We start from the raw sequence: 21,183 nt of genomic DNA, 5'->3' as shown, positions 1-21,183 counted from the left end.
ACGGCCAACCCCGCACCAACCCCTACCACCACCCCGAACGATTCCTCCGCAACACCGACGACGACGAACCCGTTTGATCTCAGGCGCGCACCACCAGCACCGAGCATCCGGTGCGGCCGAGCGGGGATTGATCCGACGGGCCGATGATCTGGGCGACCTTGTCGGCGTCCTCGCTGCCCACCACCGCGAGATCCACGGGTTCCTGTGTATGGGTAAGGAATTCGGCTGCCCCGCGCCTGGCGGCGGCCGGCATGACGTGCACCTCGCGATACTGCGATACCCAGGGGCCGAGCCGATGATCGAGTTGCTGGTAAGGGATCTCGCCCAACCCCCGCCGCCAGGTTCCGAGCGCCAGGATCGACGCCCCGCGCAGCCGCGCCGCCCGGAAGCCGTGTTCGAGGACAGCGTCGTTGCCCGGTGAATCGTCGACGACGACGGCGACGTACCCGCGATCCTCCGCCGCGGCATCGCCGTTGTTGCGGACAATCGCCACCGGGCAGTGCGCCTTCCGGGCGACGGTGTCGGCGGTCGAGCCGAGTATCTTGCGTGCAACCCACCCGATCCCCGCGGATCCCACACAAACCATTGCAGCACTACGGGATTCGTCGATCAGGACGCCCTCCGGCGATCCGCTCACGATGTCGCATTCGACTTTGACCGGCTCACCCATGGCCGCAAGCGCCGCGTCGGCGGCGCGCAGCGACTCCTGGGCGTACTCGACCTCCAGGCTTGCGTCGTTCCCCACGTCGCCGGGGACCGCTTGGACCAGCCGCAGCGGCACGTTGCGGCTGACCGCCTCGGTGATCGCCCACTTCGCCGCGTTGATCGCGGCGTCCGACCCGTCGATGCCCACGACGATCCGCTCCGATGACGGCGGATTGTTCATCACGACCTCCCGATCCGGCGGCGGGGCCGCCATTCGCAGACGTTATTAAGTGAGGCGGGCGTGTCGGCAGGGCCGTTCGGCCCACATCCCTGGGCATTAGGGCTTCATGCGACCTCGATGCTCTGCCCGGGTAGGAGATGCTGCACGCGGCCGCGGCATTCGACCACGATCGGACCGGCGTTGCCGGCCTCGGAGGTCAGATCCCCTGTCCGTCCGCTGATCCGGAGGTGCAGCCGGTGGCCGCGGTATACGAAGGGGAACTCGATGGCGCCAAGCGCCGCGGGCCAGTGCGGACCCAGCACCAGGCGGTCGTCGCGCGTTTCCAGCCCGGTGAAACACCGCTGCACCAGATCGAAGCTGCCGGCCATCGCGGCCAGGTGTATCCCTTCCGCGGTGGTGCCGCCCTGGATGTCGGCGACGTCGGAGCCCAGCACCTGGACGAAGTACCGCATGGCGTGGTGGCGGTTGGCGCGGGTGAGAACCCAGGCGTGCACGATCGCGCTGAGCGTGGAGCCGTCCGAGGTGCGCGACAGGTAGTACTCGATGGTCTTCGGGATCTGCTCGGGTTCGAAACGGTAGCCGAGCCGGCCGAACAGCCCCAGCAACTCCTCCGACGACAGCAGGTAGAACAGCATCAGCGCATCGGCCTGCTTGGACGCCTTGTAGTTGTTGACGCTGTCGTCCTCGGCCTCCAGGATCCGGTCGAGCCGCTGGATGTTGCCGTATCGCTGCCGGTAGCGCTCCCAATCCAGTTCGGTCAGTTCCGAATAGCCTTCGAACTGGCTGATCACGTCGTCGTGGAAGGGGACGAACATGCGCCGTGTCACGTCATCCCACCGGTCCAGTTCTTCGGTCGTCAGGCCGACCTTGCCGACCAGATCGAGCCGGTCGCGCAGCGGCAGCAGCTCCAGGGCGTCCATTGCCCGCAGGATCACCCAGACCGCCATCACGTTGGTGTACGCGTTGTTGTCGACGCCGTCGTATTCCTTGCCCGGATAACCGGAATGGAACTCGTCGGGGCCGATGATTCCCCGGATCGTGTACCGGCCGCGCGTGTCGTCGAAGCTCGCCAGGCCCACCCAGAAGCGCGCGATCTCGACCAGCATCTCGGTGCCGTAGTCGATGAGGAATTGGCGGTCACCGGTCACCTGGTAGTGCTGCCAGGCGTTGTAGGCGACGGCGAGGCCGACGTGATGCGCGCGGGCGCTGGCGTCCGGATTCCAGTGGCCGGATTGCGGATTGAGGTGCACCTCCTGGCTCACCTCGCGGCCGTCGCTGCCCGATTGCCACGGGTACATCGCGCCGAGATAGCCGGCCCGTCGCGCGGCGCGGCGCGCCTCGGGCAGCCGCCGGTAGCGATACAGCAGCAACGACCGGGACACGTTCGGCAGGCGCAGGCTCAGGACCGGCGAGACGAACAGCGAGTCCCAGAACACGTGGCCGCGGTAGGCCTCGCCGTGCAGCCCGCGCGCCGGGACGCCGGCGTCCAGTTCGGCGGTGTGCGGCGAAAGGGTCTGCAGTAGGTGCACCAGATGCAGCCGGAGCACCCGCAGCGCCGGCGTGCTGTCGGTGAGGCCGACGTCGCACTGCTCCCACAGCCGCGCCCAGGCCCGGGCGTGCTGTTCGTGGAGGTCGGCGTAGCGGCCGGCGGCGTCCAGGTATTGCTGTGCGGCGCTTGCCGGTTCGGATATGGCGGTGTCCCGGCCGGTGAAGACGGTCGCCACTTTCTCGCAGGTGACCGACTGGCCCTCCGACAGCGCCACCGCGATGTCGTGACCGCCGCGGTCGCCGTCGGCGACGACGGCGTAGCGCGCGTCGGCGTGGACGTCGGGGACGTCGTCGCGCCACACGGTGGTGCGGGCCGCGACGGCGATCGCGATCCGCGACTGCGACGTCTCGGTCCGCAATATCGTTGAGTCCGAACCGGTTTCCTCGATCGCTGTCGCGGTGAGGTGAGCGCCGGACAACGACCGGTAGCGCTCGACCATCGTATTTTGCACGCTTGCATCCAGCTGGGACCTGAACTCGACCGTGCCCGACCAGTTCTCGGCGCCGACGGTGGTCTTCATGGCGAGCAGGTGGGGCTGGTGCATGGAGGCGAAACGCTGTTGGGTAAGCGTCGTGATCCGGCCCGAGCCGTCGCGAAATCGCAGAGCGCGGCTCAGCGTCGCGTTGCGCAGGTCGAATGTCTGCCGGAAGAACAACAATTCGGTTTCGTCGACCGAAAACCACGCCCCGTCGTCGATCCGGAACGTCAACGGCAACCAGTTGGGCAGGTTGACCAGGCTCTCGTTCTCGATCGTCCGGCCGGCGACCCGGTCGGTCAGCGTGTTGTACACGCCGGTGGCGTAGGTGCCCGGGTAATGGGCCTCGGAGGCGGCGGCCTCGGCTGCGCATCCCCGGGTGGCCAGGTAGCCGTTCCCGACGGTGCACAGCGCCTCGCGCAGCCGCTCGTACTTCGGGTCGTAGCCCTCGTAGACGAGTTCCCACGCGTCGCCCGGCGTCGCCGCCGCCTGTTCCAGGTCCAGGGCCAGCCGGTGGGCGAATTCGGCCACGGCGGCGGGATTTTCGAGGCTAAACGGCGCGGCGGACGGGCGATCGCCGTCCTCGTCGTGGCGCACCACGATTCCCACGCCGTCGAATTGGACGGCGTCGAAGGCGTCCTCGTCGGTGATGTCGTCGCCGATGTAGATCGGCAGCACGGCGCCCGGCTCCGCGCCGTCGCCATCCACGATGCGTTGCAGCAGCCAGCCGAGCGTCGTGCCCTTGTCGCCGTCCATGTTCGGGCGAAGTTGGATGACCCTGCGGCCGGGGGTGACTCGCAGGCCCTCGGTGCGGGCGAGCTCGCGCACGGCCACGATCGCCCGGTCGGCGTCCCGGGGTTCGGCATTGCGATAGTGAACGGCGACGGCAAAGCGCTTGCGCTCCACCGCTATTCCCGAAACAGTCCTCAGCGCCTCCGCCAACCGGTCGGCGGCGCGCGCCACGGTGTCGGCGACGTCGGCGGCGGCGTTCTCCAGCACGGTGCCGTCGGGCGCTATCACCTCATAGCCGTGCCCGCCCGCGTACCACACCCCGTCGACCTTGACCCGGTCGCGGACGTCGGCGACGTCGCGGCCGCTGATCACCACGACCGGACACTGCGCGGCCAGCGCGCGCAACGCCTCGTCGGCGCCGTCGACGAGTCTCGCCGATTCCGGGTGGTCGACGATGTCGGACAGCGTGCCGTCGAAGTCGAGGAAGACCACGGGTCGCCGGTTCGCCACCAGCTCTTTGACCTGGCCGTAGGCCAGCAGCGCATCGGCGATCCGCGACATGGCCGCGCCGCCGCGGCGCACCGAGATCTCGGCCAGGTCGGCGACTACGGCGTCGGCGCCACAGGACAGCAGCCCGGCGGCGTGCCCGTTGCGCTGGACGCCGATGACGAGGCCGAAGCCGCCGTCCCCGGCGGCCTTGACCCCGGCCTCGTCGCGGTCGATCACCGCGCATCGGACGGCGCGCACCCCAAGGCGGCGGGCGGTTTCGGTTGGCGACGGCCCGTCGACCGCGAGGCCGACGAGGTCGTCGATCCCCGCGGCGCGCAGGGCTTCCGCGCAGTCGCGGCCGGGCGAGTAGACGGCCGCCGCGACGCCGGCGTCCCGCAGCCGCCGCAGCAGGGGTACGGCCGAATCGCGTGCCTCGACGGCACGCGGTGCCGCCTCGGTGATCAGGCTGTCCAGCCCGAGGATTACCGCATCGTGGTAGCGCCGATCAACGGTGGCGGCCCATTCGGTCACTTCTGTGACGATGCCACTTGGCGGCCCGGGTCAACGGGGCCTGATGTCCACGGGTTTGGGGACTAAAGCCTCATGTTCGACGAGCGTTCGGCCAATAGCGTTTTGAGCAGACGTAGGAGGTACAGGATGTCTATGTCCACACCCACGAACCGCCACGGCATCGTCGCCGGTGTCGACGGGTCGCCCGCATCGAACGCCGCCGTCTGCTGGGCGGCCCGGGACGCGGCGATGCGGAACGTCCCGTTGACCTTGGTGCACATGTACAGCACGTACGTGCCGACGTTCCCGCAGATCCCGCTTCCGGCCGGAGTCGCCGTTTGGCAGGAGGAGGACGGACGGCAGGTCCTCGAGCAGGCGGTCAAGATCGCCGAAGACGCCGTCAAGGGCGACCAGCAGGTCGCGATAAGCACCGAACTGAAGTGCTCGCCGCCGGTGCCGACGCTGATCGACCTGTCCGAAGAGGCCGACATGATCGTCGTCGGCAGCAACGGGCGCGGCGCGTTGGGCCGGGCGCTGCTGGGATCGGTCAGTTCGGGCGTCGTGCGGCACGCGAAGTGCCCGGTCGCCGTCGTGCGGGACGAAGACCCGTTGATGCCGCACCCGCAGCAGGCTCCCGTGCTGCTGGGCATCGACGGCTCGCCCGCCTCCGAGCTCGCGACGGCCATCGCGTTCGACGAAGCCTCCCGCCGCGGGGTGGACCTGGATGCGCTGCACGCGTGGAGCGACGTTCAGGTGCTCGAACTTCCCGGATTCGATTGGGCGGTGGTGAAGGCGGAAGCCGAGCGCAGCCTCGCCGAAGGGCTGGCCGGCTGGCAGGAGCGCTATCCGGACGTCACGGTGCGGCGACTCCTCGTGTGTGATCAGCCGGCCCGCCAGCTGATCGAGAAATCGGAGTCCGCCCAACTGGTCGTCGTCGGCAGCCACGGCCGGGGCGGCCTCGCCCGGACGCTGCTGGGTTCGGTCAGCAACGCCGTCGTGCACTCGGTCCGGATGCCGGTGATCGTCGCGCGCCCCACTTAAGGCTTGGCACGGGCGTCCGCGGCGGCGAGGCTTAGGCGGTGACCGAGACCCGAGCACCCTACATCGATGTGCACGAAACCCACACGGGCGTGGTGGTGCTCGCGGGCGACCGGGCGTTCAAGGCCAAGAAGCCGGTGCTGACCGACTTTCTCGACTTTCGCACGCCGGAGCGGCGCGAGGTCGCGTGCCGCCGTGAGGTCGAGCTGAACCGCCGGCTGTCGCCGGACAGCTACCTCGGGGTCGCCCAGCTGTCCGACCCGAGCGGCGGCCCGGCCGAACCGATCGTCGTCATGCGCCGCTACCGCGACGAGGACCGGCTGGCATCCATCGCGACCCGCGACACCGACGGCTCGGTGCGAGGGCTGCTGGACACCATCGCCGCGGTGCTGGCCCGCTTCCACGAGCGCGCCGAGCGCGGCCCGGCGATCGACGCGCAGGGCGAGGCGGCCGCGATCGAGAAGCGCTGGCGCGACAACCTGGTGGAGCTGGACCGCTACGCGGACACGCTGCCCAGCGCGGCGCTATCGCGAATCCGGCGGCTCGCAACCGAATTCATCGCCGGGCGCGAATCCCTGTTCCGGCGCCGCGTCGATGACGGGTTCATCGTCGACGGCCATGGCGATCTGCTGGCCGACGACATCTTCTGCGGCCAGGACGAACCGGCGCTGCTCGATTGCCTGGAGTTCGACGACAAACTCCGCTACGTCGACTGCATCGACGACGCCGCGTTCCTCGCGATGGACCTCGAGTTCCTCGGCCGCAAGGACCTGGGCGAGCATTTCCTGCAACGCTATGCCGCCCACGCGGGGCGGGAGGCGCCGGCGGCGCTCGCGCACTTCTATGTCGCCTATCGCGCGGTGGTGCGGGCGAAGACGGACTGCGTGCGACTGTCCCAGGGCAAGCCGGAGGCCGCCGACGACGCCGCCCGGCACCTCGCGATCGCCGACGAGCATCTTCGCAGCGGTGCGGTGCGCCTGGCCCTCGTCGGCGGAAACCCCGGCACCGGCAAGTCGACCGTCGCGCGCGCGCTCGCCGAACGGACTGGGGCCCAGGTCATCTCGACCGATGACGTTCGCCGGGAACTGCGGGACTCCGGCGCTATCGCGGGGGAGGCCGGCGTCCTGGATCGGGGACTCTACAGCCCGGACAACGTCGCGGTGGTGTACGAGACCGCGCTGCGGCGCGCGCGATCGTTGCTGGGCGACGGGCAATCGGTCATCCTCGACGGCACCTGGCGGGACCCGGAGCTACGCGCGCGGGCCCGTCGCCTCGCCCCGGAAACGCACTCGGCGACGGTCGAACTCATGTGCTCGTCGACGGTCGACACGGCGGCCGGGCGGATCACCACCCGCCGCCCGGGCAATTCCGAGGTGACCCCCGAGATCGCCGCGGCGATGGCCGCCGAGCGCGCCGGTTGGGACACCGCGCAGCGCATCGACACCTCCGGGGCCGTCGCGGACTCGGCGCGCGAGGCCGTCGACGCCTGGCACCGAACGGTTTAGGCCCGGATCCCAGGAGTCGAACGCCCCGGTCGTAGGGGACCAACGGCCCTGTCAGCGATGTGAGCCACGTCCCTATGGTCAGTTCGAGAGACCCGAGTGGAGTGGTTGAGATGCTGTTGAAAGCGCCGGATTCCGAAGTCATCCGCGATGCCGTGATGCTGGCGAGCCGGGCGCCTTCGCTGCACAACAGCCAGCCGTGGAAGTGGGTGGTCGAGGGCGCGCGGCTGCAGCTGTGGGCCGACCCCCGCCGGCTGATGTCCGCCACCGACCGCACCGGCCGGGAGCTGACGTTGAGCTGCGGCGCGGTCCTCGATCACCTTCGGGTCGCCATGGCCGCGGCCGGCTGGGACAGCGCCACCGATCGCCTCCCGGACCCCGGCGAGCCGAATCACCTGGCCACCGTCGAGTTCCGCCCCGCCGACGGCGTGACGGAGGCACAACGGCTGCGCGCCGACGCGATCCGTCGTCGCCGAACCGACCGGCTGCCGTTCGCCGCGCCGGCCGGTTGGGCGGTGGTGGAGGCGCAGCTGCGCCTCGCGGTCCATCCGCACGACGTGCTGCTCGACGTGGTGCCCGAGGATGCGCGGCCGACCCTGGCGGAGGCGTCGGCGCTCACCGAGCAACTGCGGCGCCACGACGCGGCCTACCTGTCCGAATTACGCTGGTGGACCTCGCCGTTCGAGTCGGACGCGACCCACGTGCCGGAAAGCTCCCTGGTGTCCAGCATGGAGGCCGCCCAGGTCGACGTGGCCCGGGCGTTCCCGCCGGCGGGCGGGGGCCACCGGGGCGACGCCGTCGATCGCGACCGCTCGAAGATCGTGGTGCTGTCCACTCACCACGGGGACGCCCGGCTCGACGTGCTGCGCTGCGGCGAGGCCCTCTCGGCGGTGTTGCTCGAGTGCACCATGGCCGACCTGGCCACCTGCACGCTGACCCACATGACCGAGCTGGAGATGAGCCGAAACATCATCACGCAGATCACCGGGACCGCCGGCCAGCCGCAGCTGCTGATCCGGGTCGGCAAGGCCGCGCCGAACGGCCACCACGTCGAGCCCACCGCGCGGCGGCTGGTGACCGAGGTCCTCAAGTTTCGCAGTGACCCGCGAGGGGACTGAAAGGAGGTGGCGCCGATGGCTCGGCACTGGCTGGTGATGGAGACCGCCGGGGAGGGCGTTGCGGCGCCGTTCGTCGCCCGGCTGGCCGGCGCCGGCCGGCAGCTGCCCGAAACCCGGCTCACCACCGACGAGTTGATGGCGACCACCCGCCACCACACCCACATCGACCTGGAACGGCTCACCGGGATCCGCGAGCGCCGGGTATCGGTGGGTGACGAGGATTCTTACAGCCTGGCCACGTCGGCGGCGCTGAACGCGCTGGCCACCGCGCAACAGGACCCCGCCGCGCTCGACGTGGTGATCAGCTGCAGCATCACGAAATTCCGCGGCGGCCTCACCCAGTGGCTCGAGCCGACGATGAGCAGTGCGGTGGCCCGCGCGATCGGTGCGCCCCAGGCGATGACCTTCGACGTGTCCAACGCGTGCGCCGGGATGCTCACCGGGGTAACCATTTTGAACAACTGGATCCGGCAGGGCATCGTCGAGCGCGGGCTGGTCGTCAGCGGTGAGTACATCTCGCAGCTGAGCCACAACGCCGCCCGCCACATCCGCAACATCATGAGCAAGGAACTCGCCTGCCTGACCCTGGGCGACGCCGGTGCGGCGCTCCTGCTGGAGCGGGCCCCGGCGGGCTCCGCGGGCATCGGCCTCGCCGGGTTCACCACCGTGGCCGACTACAGCAGGCTGTGCCTGGCCTATCCGGAGGGGCACGACCCCGGCGCGCGGATGTTCACCAACTCCCGCGCGATCCAGAAGGCCGCGATCTCCAACACTCCACTGCTGTTGAGCGAAGTGCTTGACGCGGTGGGCCTTTCGATTCACGACATCGACCACGTGATCACCCACCAGACCTCGGCGCGGGCCATCCGCAAGGGAATGAAGCGGATGTCGGAGGCGTTTGGCGACAGGCCACGCCACGACGCGGTGATCACCGTCGACCGGTACGGCAACACGGCGTCGACGACCCACACCGTGGCGCTCGTCGAGGAACTCGAGGCCGGAAACATCCAGCCCGGGGAACGGGTCGCGCTGCTCGCGCTCGCCTCCGGATTGGAGATCGGCGTCGTCCTGTTGACCCTCGATGAGGATTTGGTGAAGCGCTATGGGCACGGTCATTGATCGAGTAGACGTCGCACACCCGCACTTGCGTGGCCGGCACAGTGCGCTGCACCTCGCGGTGACCGCCGCCAAGGACTGCCTGCACCGGGCCGGGTGCGACCCCGACGAGCTGGATCTCGTTGTCAACGCGGGCATCTACCGCGACCGCAACCTGGGGGAGCCGGCGCTGGCCGCGCTCATTCAGGACGACATCGGGGCCAATCCGGAGGACCCGCACGCCGGCGCCCATGGCACCTTCTCGTTCGACATCGCGAACGGGGCCTGCGGGGTCTTGACCGGATTGCAGATCGTCGACGGGTTCTTGCGGTCACGCAGCATCAACCGCGCGCTCGTCGTGGCCAGCGATGCCGACCCGGGTCACGGGATGAGCGAACACTTCCCGTTCTCCGCCGCCGGTGCGGCCCTGCTGTGCCACTGGACCGACGACGACTGCGGGCTGAGCCGGGTGTCCTGGGTCAATACCGAGGACACCGAGGCGTTCTCGGCCACGGTCGGCTTCGCCGATGCGCGAAATGTGCTGCGGTTCAATCACTCGGCGGACACGGATGAGCGGTTCGCCGCGGCGGCCGCAGCGGCCGTGCGCGCGTGCCTGGACGCGCAAGCCATTGGGCTGGACGACGTCGACCTGATCGTCGCCGCCCCGGCCCGGCCCGAGTACCGCGCGGCGCTGAGCCGTCTGCTCGGGGTGCCGCGCGAAAAGGTCTGCGTCGCAGCCGATCACCGCATGCACACGGCCGCCCTGGCCGCCGCGTTCGAACCGACCGCCGAAAACTTCCCGGCGGGTGCCCGGGTACTGTTCGTCGCCGCCGGCGCGGGCGTCACCGCCGGTGCCGCGCTGTACCGCCAGCCGCCGTCGTCGAAGTGACTCGAGCGTCACGCCAGCGTGACGCTCGAGCTCGAGAGTCACGCCAGCGTGACGCTCGGATCGAGACCGCCGTCACTGCAGCGGCACCGCTTGGCGCTCCAGCTCGAGGATCTGGCGGGTGGTCTTGACGACCACGTCGGGGTTCAGGCTGATCGAGTCGATGCCGGCGCGGACCAGGAACTCCGCCATGTCCGGGTAGTCTGACGGCGCCTGCCCGCACAGCCCTGAATGAATCCCGTTGCGGCGGCAGCCTTCCACGGCCAGGCGGATCATCTCCTTGACGCCCTCGTCGCGCTCGTCGTAGTCGAAGGCCACGATCTCGCTGTCACGGTCGACGCCGAGGGTGAGCTGGGTCAGGTCGTTCGAACCGATGGAGAATCCGTCGAAGCGTTTGGCGAACTGATCGAGCAGGATCACGTTGTTCGGGATCTCGCACATCGCGTACACCTGGAGCCCGTTCTGGCCGCGCTGCAGGCCAAGTTCGGCCATGGTCTGCAGCACCAGGTCCGCCTCGGTCACCCGGCGCACGAACGGGAGCATGATGATGACGTTGGTCAGGCCCATGTCCTCGCGGACGCGTTTCATCGCGCGGCATTCCAGCGCGAAGCCCTCGGCGTAGGCGGGGTGGGCGTAGCGCGAGGCGCCGCGGAACCCGATCATCGGGTTGCTCTCGACCGGCTCGAACGCGCTGCCGCCGACGAGGCTGGCGTATTCGTTCGTCTTGAAATCCGACATCCGGACCACGACGGGCTTCGGCCAGAAGGCGGCCGCGATGGTGCCGATCCCCTCGGAGAGGCGCTCCACGAAGAACGCGCCGCCGTCGGGGTAGCCGCGGGTGAGCCGTTCAATGGTGCGCAAAGCCTCGGCGTCGCCGACCTTTTCGGGGTGCAGCAGGGCCAGCGGATGGACCTTGATGTATTCGCTGACGATGAACTCCATCCGGGCAAGTCCCACACCGTCATTCGGTAAGAACGACGTCTTGAACGCGAGGTCGGGGTTGCCGAGGTTGACCATGATCTGGGTCCGCGGCCGCGCCAGGCCGGCCACTTCGGTGCGATCGACGTGGAAACCCACCTCGCCGCGGTACACCCGCCCGGTATCGCCCTCGACGCAGGACACCGTGACGACCTCGCCGTTCGGGACGCTCGTGGTGGCGTCGCCCGCGCCGACCACGGCCGGGATGCCCAGTTCGCGCGCGATGATCGCGGCGTGGCAGGTGCGCCCGCCGCGGTTGGTGACGATCGCGGCGGCGATCTTCATCACCGGCTCCCAGTCCGGCGTGGTGGTGTCGGCGACGAGCACCTGGCCGGGCTGGAAGTCGGCGAGGTGCTCGAGGTTGTCGATCAGTTTCGCCCTACCCGACGCGACCTTCTCGCCGACGGAGCGGCCCTCGGTGAGTATCTCGCCCCTTCCCTCGAGCACATAGGTCTCCACCGTCGTCCAACTGCGCTGGGACGCCGCCGTTTCGGGGCGGGCCTGGACGATGTAGAGCTGCCCGTCGAGACCGTCCTTGGCCCACTCGATGTCCATCGGCCGCCCGTAGTGCCGCTCGATGGTGCAGGCATATCCGGCGAGCTCGAGGACGTCGTCGTCGGTGACGCAGAACCGGCCGCGGTCGGCCTTCGGCGTCGGGATGTTGCGGGTGGTCTGCTTGGTCCCGCCCTCGACGAAGACCATCTTCACCGCCTTGTCGCCGATCAGGCGGCGCAGCACGGCGCGGTGGCCGGCCTGATAGGTCGGCTTGTGGACGTAGAACTCGTCGGGGTCGACAGCGCCCTGGACCACGTTCTCGCCCAGCCCGTAGGCGCCGGTGACGAAAACGACGTCGTTGAAGCCGGATTCGGTGTCGATGGTGAACATCACGCCCGACGAGGCGAGGTCCGAGCGCACCATCTTCATGATGCCGATCGACAGCGAGACCTTGAAATGGTCGAAGCCCTGGTCGATGCGGTAGTGGATGGCCCGGTCGGTGAACAGGCTGGCGAAGCAGCGGCGGCACGCGTCGAGCAGGCTCTCGGCGCCGGTGATGTTGAGGAAGGTCTCCTGCTGGCCGGCGAAGCTGGCCGTCGGCAGGTCCTCGGCGGTCGCCGAGCTTCGCACCGCCAGGCTGACGTCCTCGCCGTACTCCTGCTGAAGCATGCGGTAGGCGGACACGATCTCGGCGGCCAGGTCGTCGGGAAGCCCTGCGCCATAGACGATCTCACGGGCGCGCTTGCCCCGGCGCGCCAACTCGGCGACGTCATCGGGGTTGAGGTCGTCGAGCTCGGCGTGCAGCGCGTCCCAGGCGCCGGCGCGGTCCAGCATGTGTCGGTAGCCGGCCGAGGTGGTGGCGAACCCGTGCGGGACGCGCACGCCCTGCCCGGAGAGCTTCTGAAACATCTCGCCGAGCGAGGCGTTCTTGCCGCCGACCAGCGGCACGTCGTCGATGCCGATCTCTTCGAAGAAGCGAACGTAGTTGAACCTGCTCATGGGTCTCACGATATGGCCGCATTTGGCGCGGCACAGCCGGCATTAGGCCCCGAAAGTTGGGGACTTCTGACTCTGACTCCGCCGGCGCGCAGGGCGGAAAGTAGCCAAATGGAGCAATTGACCGCGCTCGATGCCACCTTCCTCGAAGTCGAAGACTCCGATCCGCACGTGAGCCTGGCGGTCGGGGGCGTGTCGATCATCGAGGGTCCCGTTCCCGACTTCGACGAGTTCGTCTCCGCCTTCGCCAAACGCGTTCCGGACATTCCGCGATGCACGCAGGTGCTGCGGACGCACCCGCTGGATCTCGGCGCACCCGAATGGGTGGACGACCCGCACTTCGACATCGCGCGCCACCTGCACCGCCTCGCGCTCCCGCATCCCGGCGGCGACACCGAACTGTTCGAAACGATCGCGGCCGTGATGGAGCGCCGGCTCGATCGCGAGCGCCCATTGTGGGAGTGCTACCTGATCGAGGGGCTGGCCGACGACCGCTGGGCCGTTCTGACCAAGATCCATCACTGCATCGCCGACGGCATCGCGACGACGCAGATGCTGGCGAGGTTCAGCGACGACCGGGACGAACGCGAATCCTTCGCCACCGACATCCGCGCCGCCCGGGAACCGGAGCGGCCGGGGCCGAGCCTGCCCAGGTTCAGCCTCAACCCGCTGAGCTGGGTGAACGGCCTCGGGCGAAGCGCGCTCGCCGCGGCGGCGACCGCCGAACAGGTCGCGGTGGGCGCGGCCGAACTGACGGCCAGCCTGTTCAGCCCCGCGCCGGCATCGTCGCTGAACGGGCCCGTCACGAGCATGCGCCGGTTCAGCGTGGCCCGGGTCCGCCTGGCCGACCTGCAGGAGGTGGCCGCGGCGTTCGGCGTGACCCTCAACGACGTCGCGCTGGCGGCCATCACCGACAGCTACCGCACGATGCTGATCGATCGCGGCGAACAGCCGGCGCGCAACTCGTTGCGCACGCTCGTCCCGGTCTCCGTCCGCCCGACGAACCACTTCGACGTGGCCGACAACCAGGTCTCGGCGATGCTGCCGCTGCTGCCCGTCGACGAGGGCGACCCGGTCGAGCAGCTGCGGCTGGTGCACGGCCGGCTCACCCGGGCCAAAGCCAGCGGCCAGCGAGAGGGCGGCAGCGCGGTGGTGGCGGCCGCCAAGAACGTCCCATTTGTCTTCTCCGCGTGGGCGATTCGCCTGTTGGCGCGGCTTCCCCAGCGGGCGGTGGTCGCACTGGCGACGAACGTTCCGGGTCCACGCAAACAGCAGAGGCTGATGGGCCGGCGGGTGCTGGAGATCTTCCCGATCCCGCCGATCGCCCTGCAACTGCGCACCGGCATCGCGATGCTCAGCTACGCCGACGCGTTCATCTTCGGCATCACCGCCGACTACGACACCGCGCCCGACATCGAGGCGCTCGCCGCCGGGATCGAGAAGGGGGTCGCGCAGCTGGTGCAGGCCGCCCGCGACTCGGTCAACGCTTGACGGGTCGGCCGTTTTCGCGGCGGATGCGCTGGTGCGCGGTCAGCAGGAGATGGTCGAATTCCTGCGTGTTGAGCGGCAGGCCGGCGGCAGGGAAGTCTTCGATGATCTGCTCGGCCAGCAGCCGCAGCTTGACGTTCGCCTCCTGGGACAGCCATTTGAGTAAGTTGAAGGCGGCGTCGTCGCTGATTCGGTAGACCAGCATCAGCATGCCCTTGGCCTGTTCGATGCCGGCGCGATTCTCCTTGATCTCCGCCAGCCGCGCGGTGACGAGATCCTCCTGGGCGCTTTCGGGGGAAGCGTCGACATAGAACCCGTGCGTCCCGATCACCTCACCTTGGTCGTCGACGAGCTGATCACCGACGACGATGATGTGGCGCACGTTGCCGGCGGTGTCGATGATGCGGTGGCGGGTGCTGAAGGCCTCGTGGGTGTTCAGGATCTGATCGATGGTGGCCGCGACCTGCCCGCGGTCGTCGGGGTGCTTGTGCGCGAGCACCAGGTCAGTGGTCGGGGTGACGCTGCCGGGTTCATAGCCGTGCATCCGCTGCACCTGATCCGACCACTCCCAGCGCTGGTCGGCGAAGTAGAACCGGAACCAGCCCACGGCCTGCGGAACGCCCCCCGCAAGCGCCTCTTCGACGTCGGGCGTTTCGCCGTTCAGATGCCATTCCATGGTGGGACCTCGCCTCCCTGGGCGCCTCCCTGGGCAAAGGGTGGGGCGGCGAAAGCCGCCCCACCCGCCGGTCGTCAGGCGTCGATCACCTCGCGCTTGTTGGCTTCCTCGTTGATGGCCTTGTGGCCGTTGCCGTGACTGACGGAAATCTTGCGCGGCTTGGCCTTCTCGGCCACCGGGATGCGCAGGCGCAGGACGCCCTCGGAGTAGGACGCGTCGATCCGCTCGGTGTCGAGGTTTTCGCCGAGCACTAGCTGGCGGCTGAACACCCCGCGCGGCCGCTCGGTGGCGAGCATCTCGCGGTTGGGGTCGACGCCCGGGCGCTCGGCGCGCACGGTCACGACATTGCGCTCGATGTCGATGTCGAGCGTGTCGGCGTCGATGCCCGGCAGGTCGAACTCGACGACGAATTGTTCTCCCTCGCGCCACGCGTCCATCGGCATCACCGCCGGCCGGGCGGCCGTGCCGAGCACTTGCTGGGCGAATCGGTCGAGGTCACGGAAGGGGTCGGTACGCATCAGCATGGCGGTCACCTTTCACTCCAATCTGCGGCTCTGAAGTGGTCAATTCCCGTGTGTCTTTCTATGCCAGAAGACATAGATTTCATATATCACTATCGACAGAAGAACGCAAGTGTGATAAACAGATTTTCTGACTGATCTTGCTGAGGGGACGGCCGATGACCGAGAGCATTGGGGAGGCGGGCGCGCCGGCGTCGGACCGCGGCGTGTATGGGATCTCCGTGGCCGCCGAACTTTCCGGCATCCCGGTGCAGTCGCTGCGCCTCTACGAACGGCACGGGCTGTTGAGTCCCGCCCGCAGCGACGGGGGAACGCGGCGCTACAGCGCGAACGACCTGGCCCGGCTGCAGCGCATCAGCGCCCTGCTCGACGCCGGGGTCAACCTCGCCGGCATCGCCCGCATCCTGAGCCTGGAAGACCACAACGCCGAGCTCTCGGCGGTCAACACCGATCTGCGCTCCACCAATCGCACCTTGCGGAACGCGGCCAAGGGCGCGGGTCCGAAGAAAAACGGGACCCGGCGCGAAAGCCGTTGACCACCAACCCCTTAACGGGCGGCCCGATGATCGGGCACACGGGCGCCGTCCGGGCCGTCCTTTTGAGCTGTTTGCACTTCGTTGTTTGGCCCGTAGGCTTCGTTTTATGCGTCGACGCATGGGGTATGCCACCGCCGGCGCGCGGCCTGAAAACCCTCGAGGGGGTGATGAAATGCCGGATGACAAGAGCACGGTCGTCACCCAGTTGTCCGAACTCATGACCAGCCTGCAGCGCGAGGGCACCGAAACGACGGCTGGCCTGCGCGAACTGATCGAGAGCGGCGTTCGGCACATGCCGGGCTGCCAGTACGCGGGGATCACCCTGGCCGAGCGGGGCAAGGCAGTCACCACCGTGGTGGCCACCCACCGCTACCCGATGCTCCTCGACACCATCCAGGACCGGTGCGGGGAGGGGCCGTGCCTGGGCGCCGCCTGGGGCTACCACATGGTCTACGTCGACGATCTGAACGTCGACCAGCGCTGGCCGCACTATCAGCGCGACGCGCTGGAGGAAACCCCCATCCGATCGATCGTCTCGTACGAGTTGTTCGACGACGAGAAAAGCTTGGCCGCGCTCAACTTCTATGCCGATCATCCCCGCGCTTTCGGCAACGAATCCTTGGAAATCGGCGGCATTTTCGCCACCCACGTGGCCCTGGCCTGGTCGATGATGCGCCAGCAGGACCAGTTCCGCAGCGCGCTGGCGTCGCGGGACACCATCGGTCAGGCCAAGGGCGTCATCATGGAGCGCTTCAACCTCGACGCCGTCGAGGCGTTCGAACTGCTCACCCGGCTGTCCCAGCGGTCCAACACCAAGCTGATCGACATCGCCAAGGCCTTGATCGACAGCGAACATCCGCTCAAGCCACGGCATCGCGACCGGCGCGGGTAGCCGCGCGCGGGCGTTTCGGGCCGCGCGACGCGGGTATGTGCCATGCACATGAAAGCCGTCACCTGGCAGGGCAAGCGCGACGTCCGCGTGGAGTCGGTGCCCGATCCCAAGATCGAACAGCCGACCGACGCCATCATCGAAGTCACCTCCACCAACATCTGCGGTTCGGACCTGCACCTCTACGAGATTCTCGGGGCCTTCATGAACCCGGGCGACATCCTCGGGCACGAGCCGATGGGCATCGTCCGCGAGGTCGGCGGCCAGACGGGCGACCTGCGCGTCGGCGACCGCGTCGTCGTCCCGTTCCAGATCTCCTGCGGCCGTTGCCACATGTGCGACATGCAGCTCTATACCCAGTGCGAGACCACCCAGGTGCGCGACCAGGGGATGGGCGCGGCGCTGTTCGGCTATTCGGAGCTCTACGGCGAAATCCCCGGCGGGCAGGCCGAACTGCTCCGCGTCCCGCAGGCACAGTTCACCCACATCAAAGTGCCTGTGGGACCGCCGGATTCGCGTTTCGTGTACCTCTCTGACGTGTTGCCGACCGCCTGGCAGGCGGTGGCCTACGCCGACATCCCGGACGGGGGTTCGGTGGCCGTGCTCGGCCTGGGCCCGATCGGGGACATGGCCGCCCGCATCGCCGACCATCTCGGGTACCGGGTCATCGCCGTCGACCTGGTACCCGAACGCTTGGCCCGCGCCGCCGGGCGCGGCATCCACACCATCGACCTGAGCCGGCTCGATTCGCCGCTCGGCGACGCGATCCGCGACCTGACCGACGGTCGCGGCACCGACTCCGTCATCGACGCCGTAGGCATGGAGTCGCACGGATCACCCGCCGCGCGGCTGGCGCAGCAGGCCAGCGGGATGCTGCCGGATTTCATCGGGAAGCGGGTCATGCAGACCGCCGGGGTGGACCGGCTCCATGCCCTGTACTCCGCGATCGACATCGTGCGGCGCGGGGGAACGATTTCGCTGATCGGCGTCTACGGGGGAATGGCCGACCCGCTGCCGATGCTCACGCTGTTCGACAAGCAGGTCACCCTGCGGATGGGGCAGGCCAACGTGAAGAGGTGGGTCGACGACATCATGCCCCTGCTGACCGACGACGATCCCCTGGGCGTCGACACCTTCGCCACCCACGTGCTGCCCCTCGACGAGGCCCCGCACGCCTACGAGATCTTCCAGAAGAAGCAGGACGGCGCCGTCAAGGTCATGCTGAAGCCGTAATTACCTTGTGCGGCAGGCAGTTTCGAGCCGTGGTTTGACCTCGGCAATTGCGGGGTATCAAGTGCGCCATGACCGGCCCAGGACTCCGCGCGCCCACCCCCACCGGTGAAGTCTGGCCCGGCAGGGCCTACCCGCTGGGAGCGACGTACGACGGCGCGGGCACCAACTTCGCGGTGTTCAGCGAGGTGGCCGAACGCGTCGAGCTGTGCCTGTTCGACGCCGACGGCACCGAGAGCCGGATCGCCCTGCCCGAGGTCGACGGATTCGTCTGGCACGCCTACATACCCAACATCGAGCCCGGCCAGCACTACGGCTACCGCGTGCACGGTCCGTACGAGCCGGAGAACGGCCTGCGCTGCAACCCGAACAAGCTGCTGGTGGACCCGTATTCCAAGGCCATCGACGGCAGCTTCGAATGGAACCAGTCGCTGTTCGGCTACAACTTCGGCGACCCGGACAGTCGCAACGACGAGGACTCCGCCCCCAGCATGCCCAAGTCAGTGGTCATCAACCCCTACTTCGACTGGGGCAACGACCGGCCGCCGGACCACCAGTACGCCGACACCGTCATCTACGAGGCGCACGTCAAGGGCCTCACGCAGACCCATCCCGACATCCCCGAGCAGATCCGCGGAACGTATGCCGCGGTGGCGCACCCCGTGATCATCGAGCACCTGAAGAGCATCGGCGTGACGGCGATCGAGTTGATGCCGGTGCATCACTTCGCCAACGACTCGACCCTCGTCGACAAGGGGCTGTCAAATTACTGGGGCTACAACACGATCGGATTCTTCGCGCCCGACTTCAAGTACTCCAGCGCCAAGTCCCCCGGCGGACAGGTGCAGGAGTTCAAGGCGATGGTGCGGGCCCTGCACGAGGCCGGCATCGAGGTCATTCTCGACGTGGTCTACAACCACACGGCCGAGGGCAACCACCTGGGCCCGACGCTGTGCATGCGCGGCATCGACAACGCCGCCTACTACCGGCTGGTCGACGACGACAAGCGCTACTACATGGACTACACCGGCACCGGCAACAGCCTCAACGTCGGGCACCCGCACGCGCTGCAGCTGATCATGGACTCGCTGCGCTACTGGGTGACCGAGATGCACGTCGACGGCTTCCGCTTCGACCTGGCCGCGACCCTGGCCCGCGAGTTCTACGACGTCGACCGGCTGGCGACGTTTTTCGAACTCGTGCAACAGGATCCGACGATCAGCCAGGTCAAGCTCATCGCCGAACCGTGGGACGTCGGGCCGGGCGGCTACCAGGTGGGCAACTTCCCGCCGCAGTGGACCGAGTGGAACGGCAAGTACCGCGACACCGTCCGGGACTTCTGGCGGGGCGAGCCCGCCACCCTCGACGAGTTCGCCTACCGGCTCTCCGGATCGGCCGACCTCTACGAGCACACCGCGCGCCGGCCGGTGGCGTCGATCAACTTCGTCGTTGCGCACGACGGGTTCACGCTGCGCGACCTGGTGTCCTACAACGAGAAGCACAACGAGGCCAACGGCGAGGACAACAACGACGGGGAGAACCACAACCGGTCGTGGAACTGCGGGGTAGAGGGGCCGACCGACGACCCGGAGGTCAACGTGCTGCGGGCCCGCCAGCAGCGCAACTTCCTCACCACGCTGCTGCTCTCCCAGGGTGTGCCGATGATCTGCCACGGCGACGAGCTCGGCCGCACCCAGAACGGCAACAACAACGGCTACTGCCAGGACAACGAGCTCACCTGGATCAATTGGGCAAAAGCCGATAGCGGCCTGCTGGAGTTCACCCGCGTCGTGTCGGCACTGCGCGCCAACCACCCGGTGTTCCGCCGGCGTCGGTTCTTCTCCGGCAAGCCGCTGGGCCGCCGCGGCCAGGACGGGCTGCCCGACATCGCTTGGTTCACCCCCGAGGGCACCGAGATGACCGACGAGGACTGGGGCGCGGGATTCGCCAAGTCCGTCGCGGTGTTCCTCAACGGCCACGGCATCCCCGACAGCGACGCACGGGGGCAGCGGGTGTTCGACGACTCGTTCCTGCTGTGCTTCAACGCCCACCACGAGCCGATCGAATTCACGCTTCCGCCAAAGGAATTCGGCGCCGCGTGGCAGCTCGTCGTGTTCACCGGGCCCGAAGAGGAGACGCCCGCGGAGGAGGTCCCCGGGGGAGGCACCCTGACGGTGGACGCGCACACCGCCGTGGTGCTGCAGGCCCCCGACGGGGCATGACCCGGTTGACACAAATCCGCCCGAACGTCACCTAGCCGCTCCCCGATCGATACGCTGTGCCTGCAGCGGGCTCGTTACAGGAGAGGGCGAATATGTCAAGGACAGTGGTGGTTGGCGCCTCGAGCGGACTCGGGCGCTGCATCGGCGTCGGCCTGGCGCGGCGCGGCGATCAGGTGGCACTGCTCGCCCGGCGCCGCGAGCGCATCGAGGCCGCGGCGCAGGAGGCGGGGCCCGGCGCGATCGCGGTCGAATGCGACGTCACCGACGAGGCGTCCGCCCGCTCGGCGATCGGCGCCGCCGCGGACGCGCTCGGCGGGATCGACAACCTCGTCTACACGCCGGCCATCGGGCCGCTGGTCCGGATGGTCGACACCGACGCCGACACGTGGCGGCGCGTGTTCGACACCAACGTGATCGGCGCGGCGCTGGTCACGGCGGCCGCGGTGCCGCACCTGACCGAGTCGGCGGGCAAGGTCGTGTACCTCGCTTCCGACGCGGGCACGTTCGGGCCGCCCTGGCCAGGTCTAGGGGCGTACGGCGTCAGCAAGGCCGCCCTCGAGCGGCTCGTCGAGGCGTGGCGGGCCGAACATCCGGACATCGGCTTCACCAACCTCATCGTCGGGGAGTGCGCCGGCGGCGAGGGCGATGCGCAGACGGGCATGAACGCCGGCTGGGACATGGACCTCGCGATGAAGGCCGTCCCGCTGTGGGCCTCCCGCGGCTGCATGCCCGGCAAGCTGATGCCGGTCGAGGACCTCATCGACGTGGTCCACACGATCCTGCGCACCGACGCGTCGACGTCGATGCCGCTCGTCGTCGCCAGGGGAGCCCCCGCCAGCGCCGCGGCATTCGCGGAGCCGGCCCAGGCTTAG

General features: G+C 68.7%; 16 protein-coding genes. 11 read left to right on the top strand and 5 right to left on the bottom strand.

The genetic code is table 11. The features are described 5' to 3' along the window. Positions 1–79: 79 nt before the first annotated feature. Together AWB92_RS16310 and otsB are read right to left on the bottom strand one after the other, a co-directional pair. Positions 80–919 (bottom strand): universal stress protein, encoded by an 840-nt coding sequence (locus tag AWB92_RS16310; RefSeq protein ID WP_241523482.1) that lies wholly within the window; start codon positions 917–919, stop codon positions 80–82. Between the two features lie 71 nt (positions 920–990). Next, on the bottom strand, positions 991–4,662 hold the full coding sequence (otsB, locus tag AWB92_RS16305) for a trehalose-phosphatase (protein WP_241523481.1): 3,672 nt from the start codon (positions 4,660–4,662) through the stop codon (positions 991–993). 132 nt (positions 4,663–4,794) lie between these two features. On the opposite strand from otsB, the gene AWB92_RS16300 reads away from it, so the two are divergent. The 5 genes from AWB92_RS16300 to AWB92_RS16280 all read left to right on the top strand — a co-directional run bounded on the left by AWB92_RS16300 (position 4,795) and on the right by AWB92_RS16280 (position 10,283). Further along, a complete protein-coding gene (locus AWB92_RS16300; RefSeq protein WP_085187190.1) occupies positions 4,795–5,682 on the top strand; it encodes a universal stress protein in 888 nt (295 codons plus the stop codon). A gap of 38 nt (positions 5,683–5,720) precedes the next feature. Next, positions 5,721–7,184 (top strand): bifunctional aminoglycoside phosphotransferase/ATP-binding protein, encoded by a 1,464-nt coding sequence (locus AWB92_RS16295; protein ID WP_241523480.1) that lies wholly within the window; start codon positions 5,721–5,723, stop codon positions 7,182–7,184. A 110-nt stretch (positions 7,185–7,294) separates the two neighbouring features. Then, complete coding sequence (locus AWB92_RS16290; RefSeq protein ID WP_085187186.1) at positions 7,295–8,299, top strand: NAD(P)H nitroreductase; 1,005 nt, start codon at positions 7,295–7,297, stop codon at positions 8,297–8,299. A 15-nt stretch (positions 8,300–8,314) separates the two neighbouring features. Beyond that, positions 8,315–9,418, top strand: a complete 1,104-nt coding sequence (locus AWB92_RS16285; protein ID WP_085187223.1) for a 3-oxoacyl-[acyl-carrier-protein] synthase III C-terminal domain-containing protein — start codon at positions 8,315–8,317, stop codon at positions 9,416–9,418. Further along, on the top strand, positions 9,402–10,283 hold the full coding sequence (locus AWB92_RS16280) for a 3-oxoacyl-[acyl-carrier-protein] synthase III C-terminal domain-containing protein (RefSeq protein WP_085187183.1): 882 nt from the start codon (positions 9,402–9,404) through the stop codon (positions 10,281–10,283). Before AWB92_RS16285 ends, AWB92_RS16280 begins: the two co-directional genes overlap by 17 nt. 72 nt (positions 10,284–10,355) lie before the next feature. On the opposite strand, the gene ppsA is transcribed toward AWB92_RS16280, so the two are convergent. After that, positions 10,356–12,752: a phosphoenolpyruvate synthase gene (ppsA, locus tag AWB92_RS16275; protein WP_085187180.1), complete on the bottom strand. Its 2,397-nt coding sequence runs from the start codon at positions 12,750–12,752 to the stop codon at positions 10,356–10,358. A gap of 108 nt (positions 12,753–12,860) precedes the next feature. Here ppsA and AWB92_RS16270 point away from each other — a divergent pair, with 108 nt between their 5' ends. Continuing rightward, the gene (locus AWB92_RS16270; protein WP_085187177.1) at positions 12,861–14,240 is read left to right on the top strand and encodes a wax ester/triacylglycerol synthase family O-acyltransferase; all 1,380 of its coding nucleotides are present in this window, start codon (positions 12,861–12,863) and stop codon (positions 14,238–14,240) included. Here the strand turns inward: AWB92_RS16270 and AWB92_RS16265 are convergent. Further along, the gene (locus AWB92_RS16265; RefSeq protein ID WP_085187174.1) at positions 14,230–14,913 is read right to left on the bottom strand and encodes a PAS and ANTAR domain-containing protein; all 684 of its coding nucleotides are present in this window, start codon (positions 14,911–14,913) and stop codon (positions 14,230–14,232) included. The genes AWB92_RS16270 and AWB92_RS16265 overlap by 11 nt on opposite strands. 74 nt (positions 14,914–14,987) lie before the next feature. After that, complete coding sequence (locus tag AWB92_RS16260; protein ID WP_068103869.1) at positions 14,988–15,437, bottom strand: HSP20 family small heat-shock protein; 450 nt, start codon at positions 15,435–15,437, stop codon at positions 14,988–14,990. Positions 15,438–15,592: 155 nt separating this feature from the next. Between AWB92_RS16260 and AWB92_RS16255 the strand changes: the two genes are divergently transcribed. The 5 genes from AWB92_RS16255 (at position 15,593) to AWB92_RS16235 (ending at position 21,183) form a co-directional block, all read left to right on the top strand. After that, positions 15,593–15,970 carry a helix-turn-helix transcriptional regulator gene (locus AWB92_RS16255; protein ID WP_085187171.1) on the top strand — a complete coding sequence of 126 codons (378 nt, stop codon included), beginning with the start codon at positions 15,593–15,595 and terminating at the stop codon, positions 15,968–15,970. 172 nt (positions 15,971–16,142) lie between these two features. Next, positions 16,143–16,862 (top strand): GAF and ANTAR domain-containing protein, encoded by a 720-nt coding sequence (locus AWB92_RS16250; protein WP_085187168.1) that lies wholly within the window; start codon positions 16,143–16,145, stop codon positions 16,860–16,862. A 48-nt stretch (positions 16,863–16,910) separates the two neighbouring features. Continuing rightward, complete coding sequence (locus AWB92_RS16245; protein WP_085187220.1) at positions 16,911–18,092, top strand: zinc-dependent alcohol dehydrogenase; 1,182 nt, start codon at positions 16,911–16,913, stop codon at positions 18,090–18,092. 68 nt (positions 18,093–18,160) lie between these two features. Then, positions 18,161–20,311 carry a glycogen debranching protein GlgX gene (gene glgX / locus AWB92_RS16240; protein WP_085187166.1) on the top strand — a complete coding sequence of 717 codons (2,151 nt, stop codon included), beginning with the start codon at positions 18,161–18,163 and terminating at the stop codon, positions 20,309–20,311. 104 nt (positions 20,312–20,415) lie between these two features. Further along, entirely contained in the window at positions 20,416–21,183 is a 768-nt protein-coding gene (locus AWB92_RS16235; protein WP_085187163.1) for an SDR family oxidoreductase, read from the top strand.

Source organism: Mycobacterium sp. IEC1808 (genome assembly GCF_002101935.1).
Classification (GTDB): Bacteria; Actinomycetota; Actinomycetes; order Mycobacteriales; family Mycobacteriaceae; genus Mycobacterium.
This window is presented reverse-complemented; position numbering and strand designations above follow the sequence as displayed.

Coding starts and splice junctions, on each gene's coding strand:
- AWB92_RS16310 (WP_241523482.1), bottom strand. CDS start 919: ATGGCGGCCCCGCCGCCGGATCGGGAGGTCGTGATGAACAATCCGCCG.
- AWB92_RS16300 (WP_085187190.1), top strand. CDS start 4,795: ATGTCCACACCCACGAACCGCCACGGCATCGTCGCCGGTGTCGACGGG.
- AWB92_RS16290 (WP_085187186.1), top strand. CDS start 7,295: ATGCTGTTGAAAGCGCCGGATTCCGAAGTCATCCGCGATGCCGTGATG.
- AWB92_RS16285 (WP_085187223.1), top strand. CDS start 8,315: ATGGCTCGGCACTGGCTGGTGATGGAGACCGCCGGGGAGGGCGTTGCG.
- AWB92_RS16280 (WP_085187183.1), top strand. CDS start 9,402: ATGGGCACGGTCATTGATCGAGTAGACGTCGCACACCCGCACTTGCGT.
- ppsA (WP_085187180.1), bottom strand. CDS start 12,752: ATGAGCAGGTTCAACTACGTTCGCTTCTTCGAAGAGATCGGCATCGAC.
- AWB92_RS16270 (WP_085187177.1), top strand. CDS start 12,861: ATGGAGCAATTGACCGCGCTCGATGCCACCTTCCTCGAAGTCGAAGAC.
- AWB92_RS16265 (WP_085187174.1), bottom strand. CDS start 14,913: ATGGAATGGCATCTGAACGGCGAAACGCCCGACGTCGAAGAGGCGCTT.
- AWB92_RS16260 (WP_068103869.1), bottom strand. CDS start 15,437: ATGCTGATGCGTACCGACCCCTTCCGTGACCTCGACCGATTCGCCCAG.
- AWB92_RS16255 (WP_085187171.1), top strand. CDS start 15,593: ATGACCGAGAGCATTGGGGAGGCGGGCGCGCCGGCGTCGGACCGCGGC.
- AWB92_RS16250 (WP_085187168.1), top strand. CDS start 16,143: ATGCCGGATGACAAGAGCACGGTCGTCACCCAGTTGTCCGAACTCATG.
- AWB92_RS16245 (WP_085187220.1), top strand. CDS start 16,911: ATGAAAGCCGTCACCTGGCAGGGCAAGCGCGACGTCCGCGTGGAGTCG.
- glgX (WP_085187166.1), top strand. CDS start 18,161: ATGACCGGCCCAGGACTCCGCGCGCCCACCCCCACCGGTGAAGTCTGG.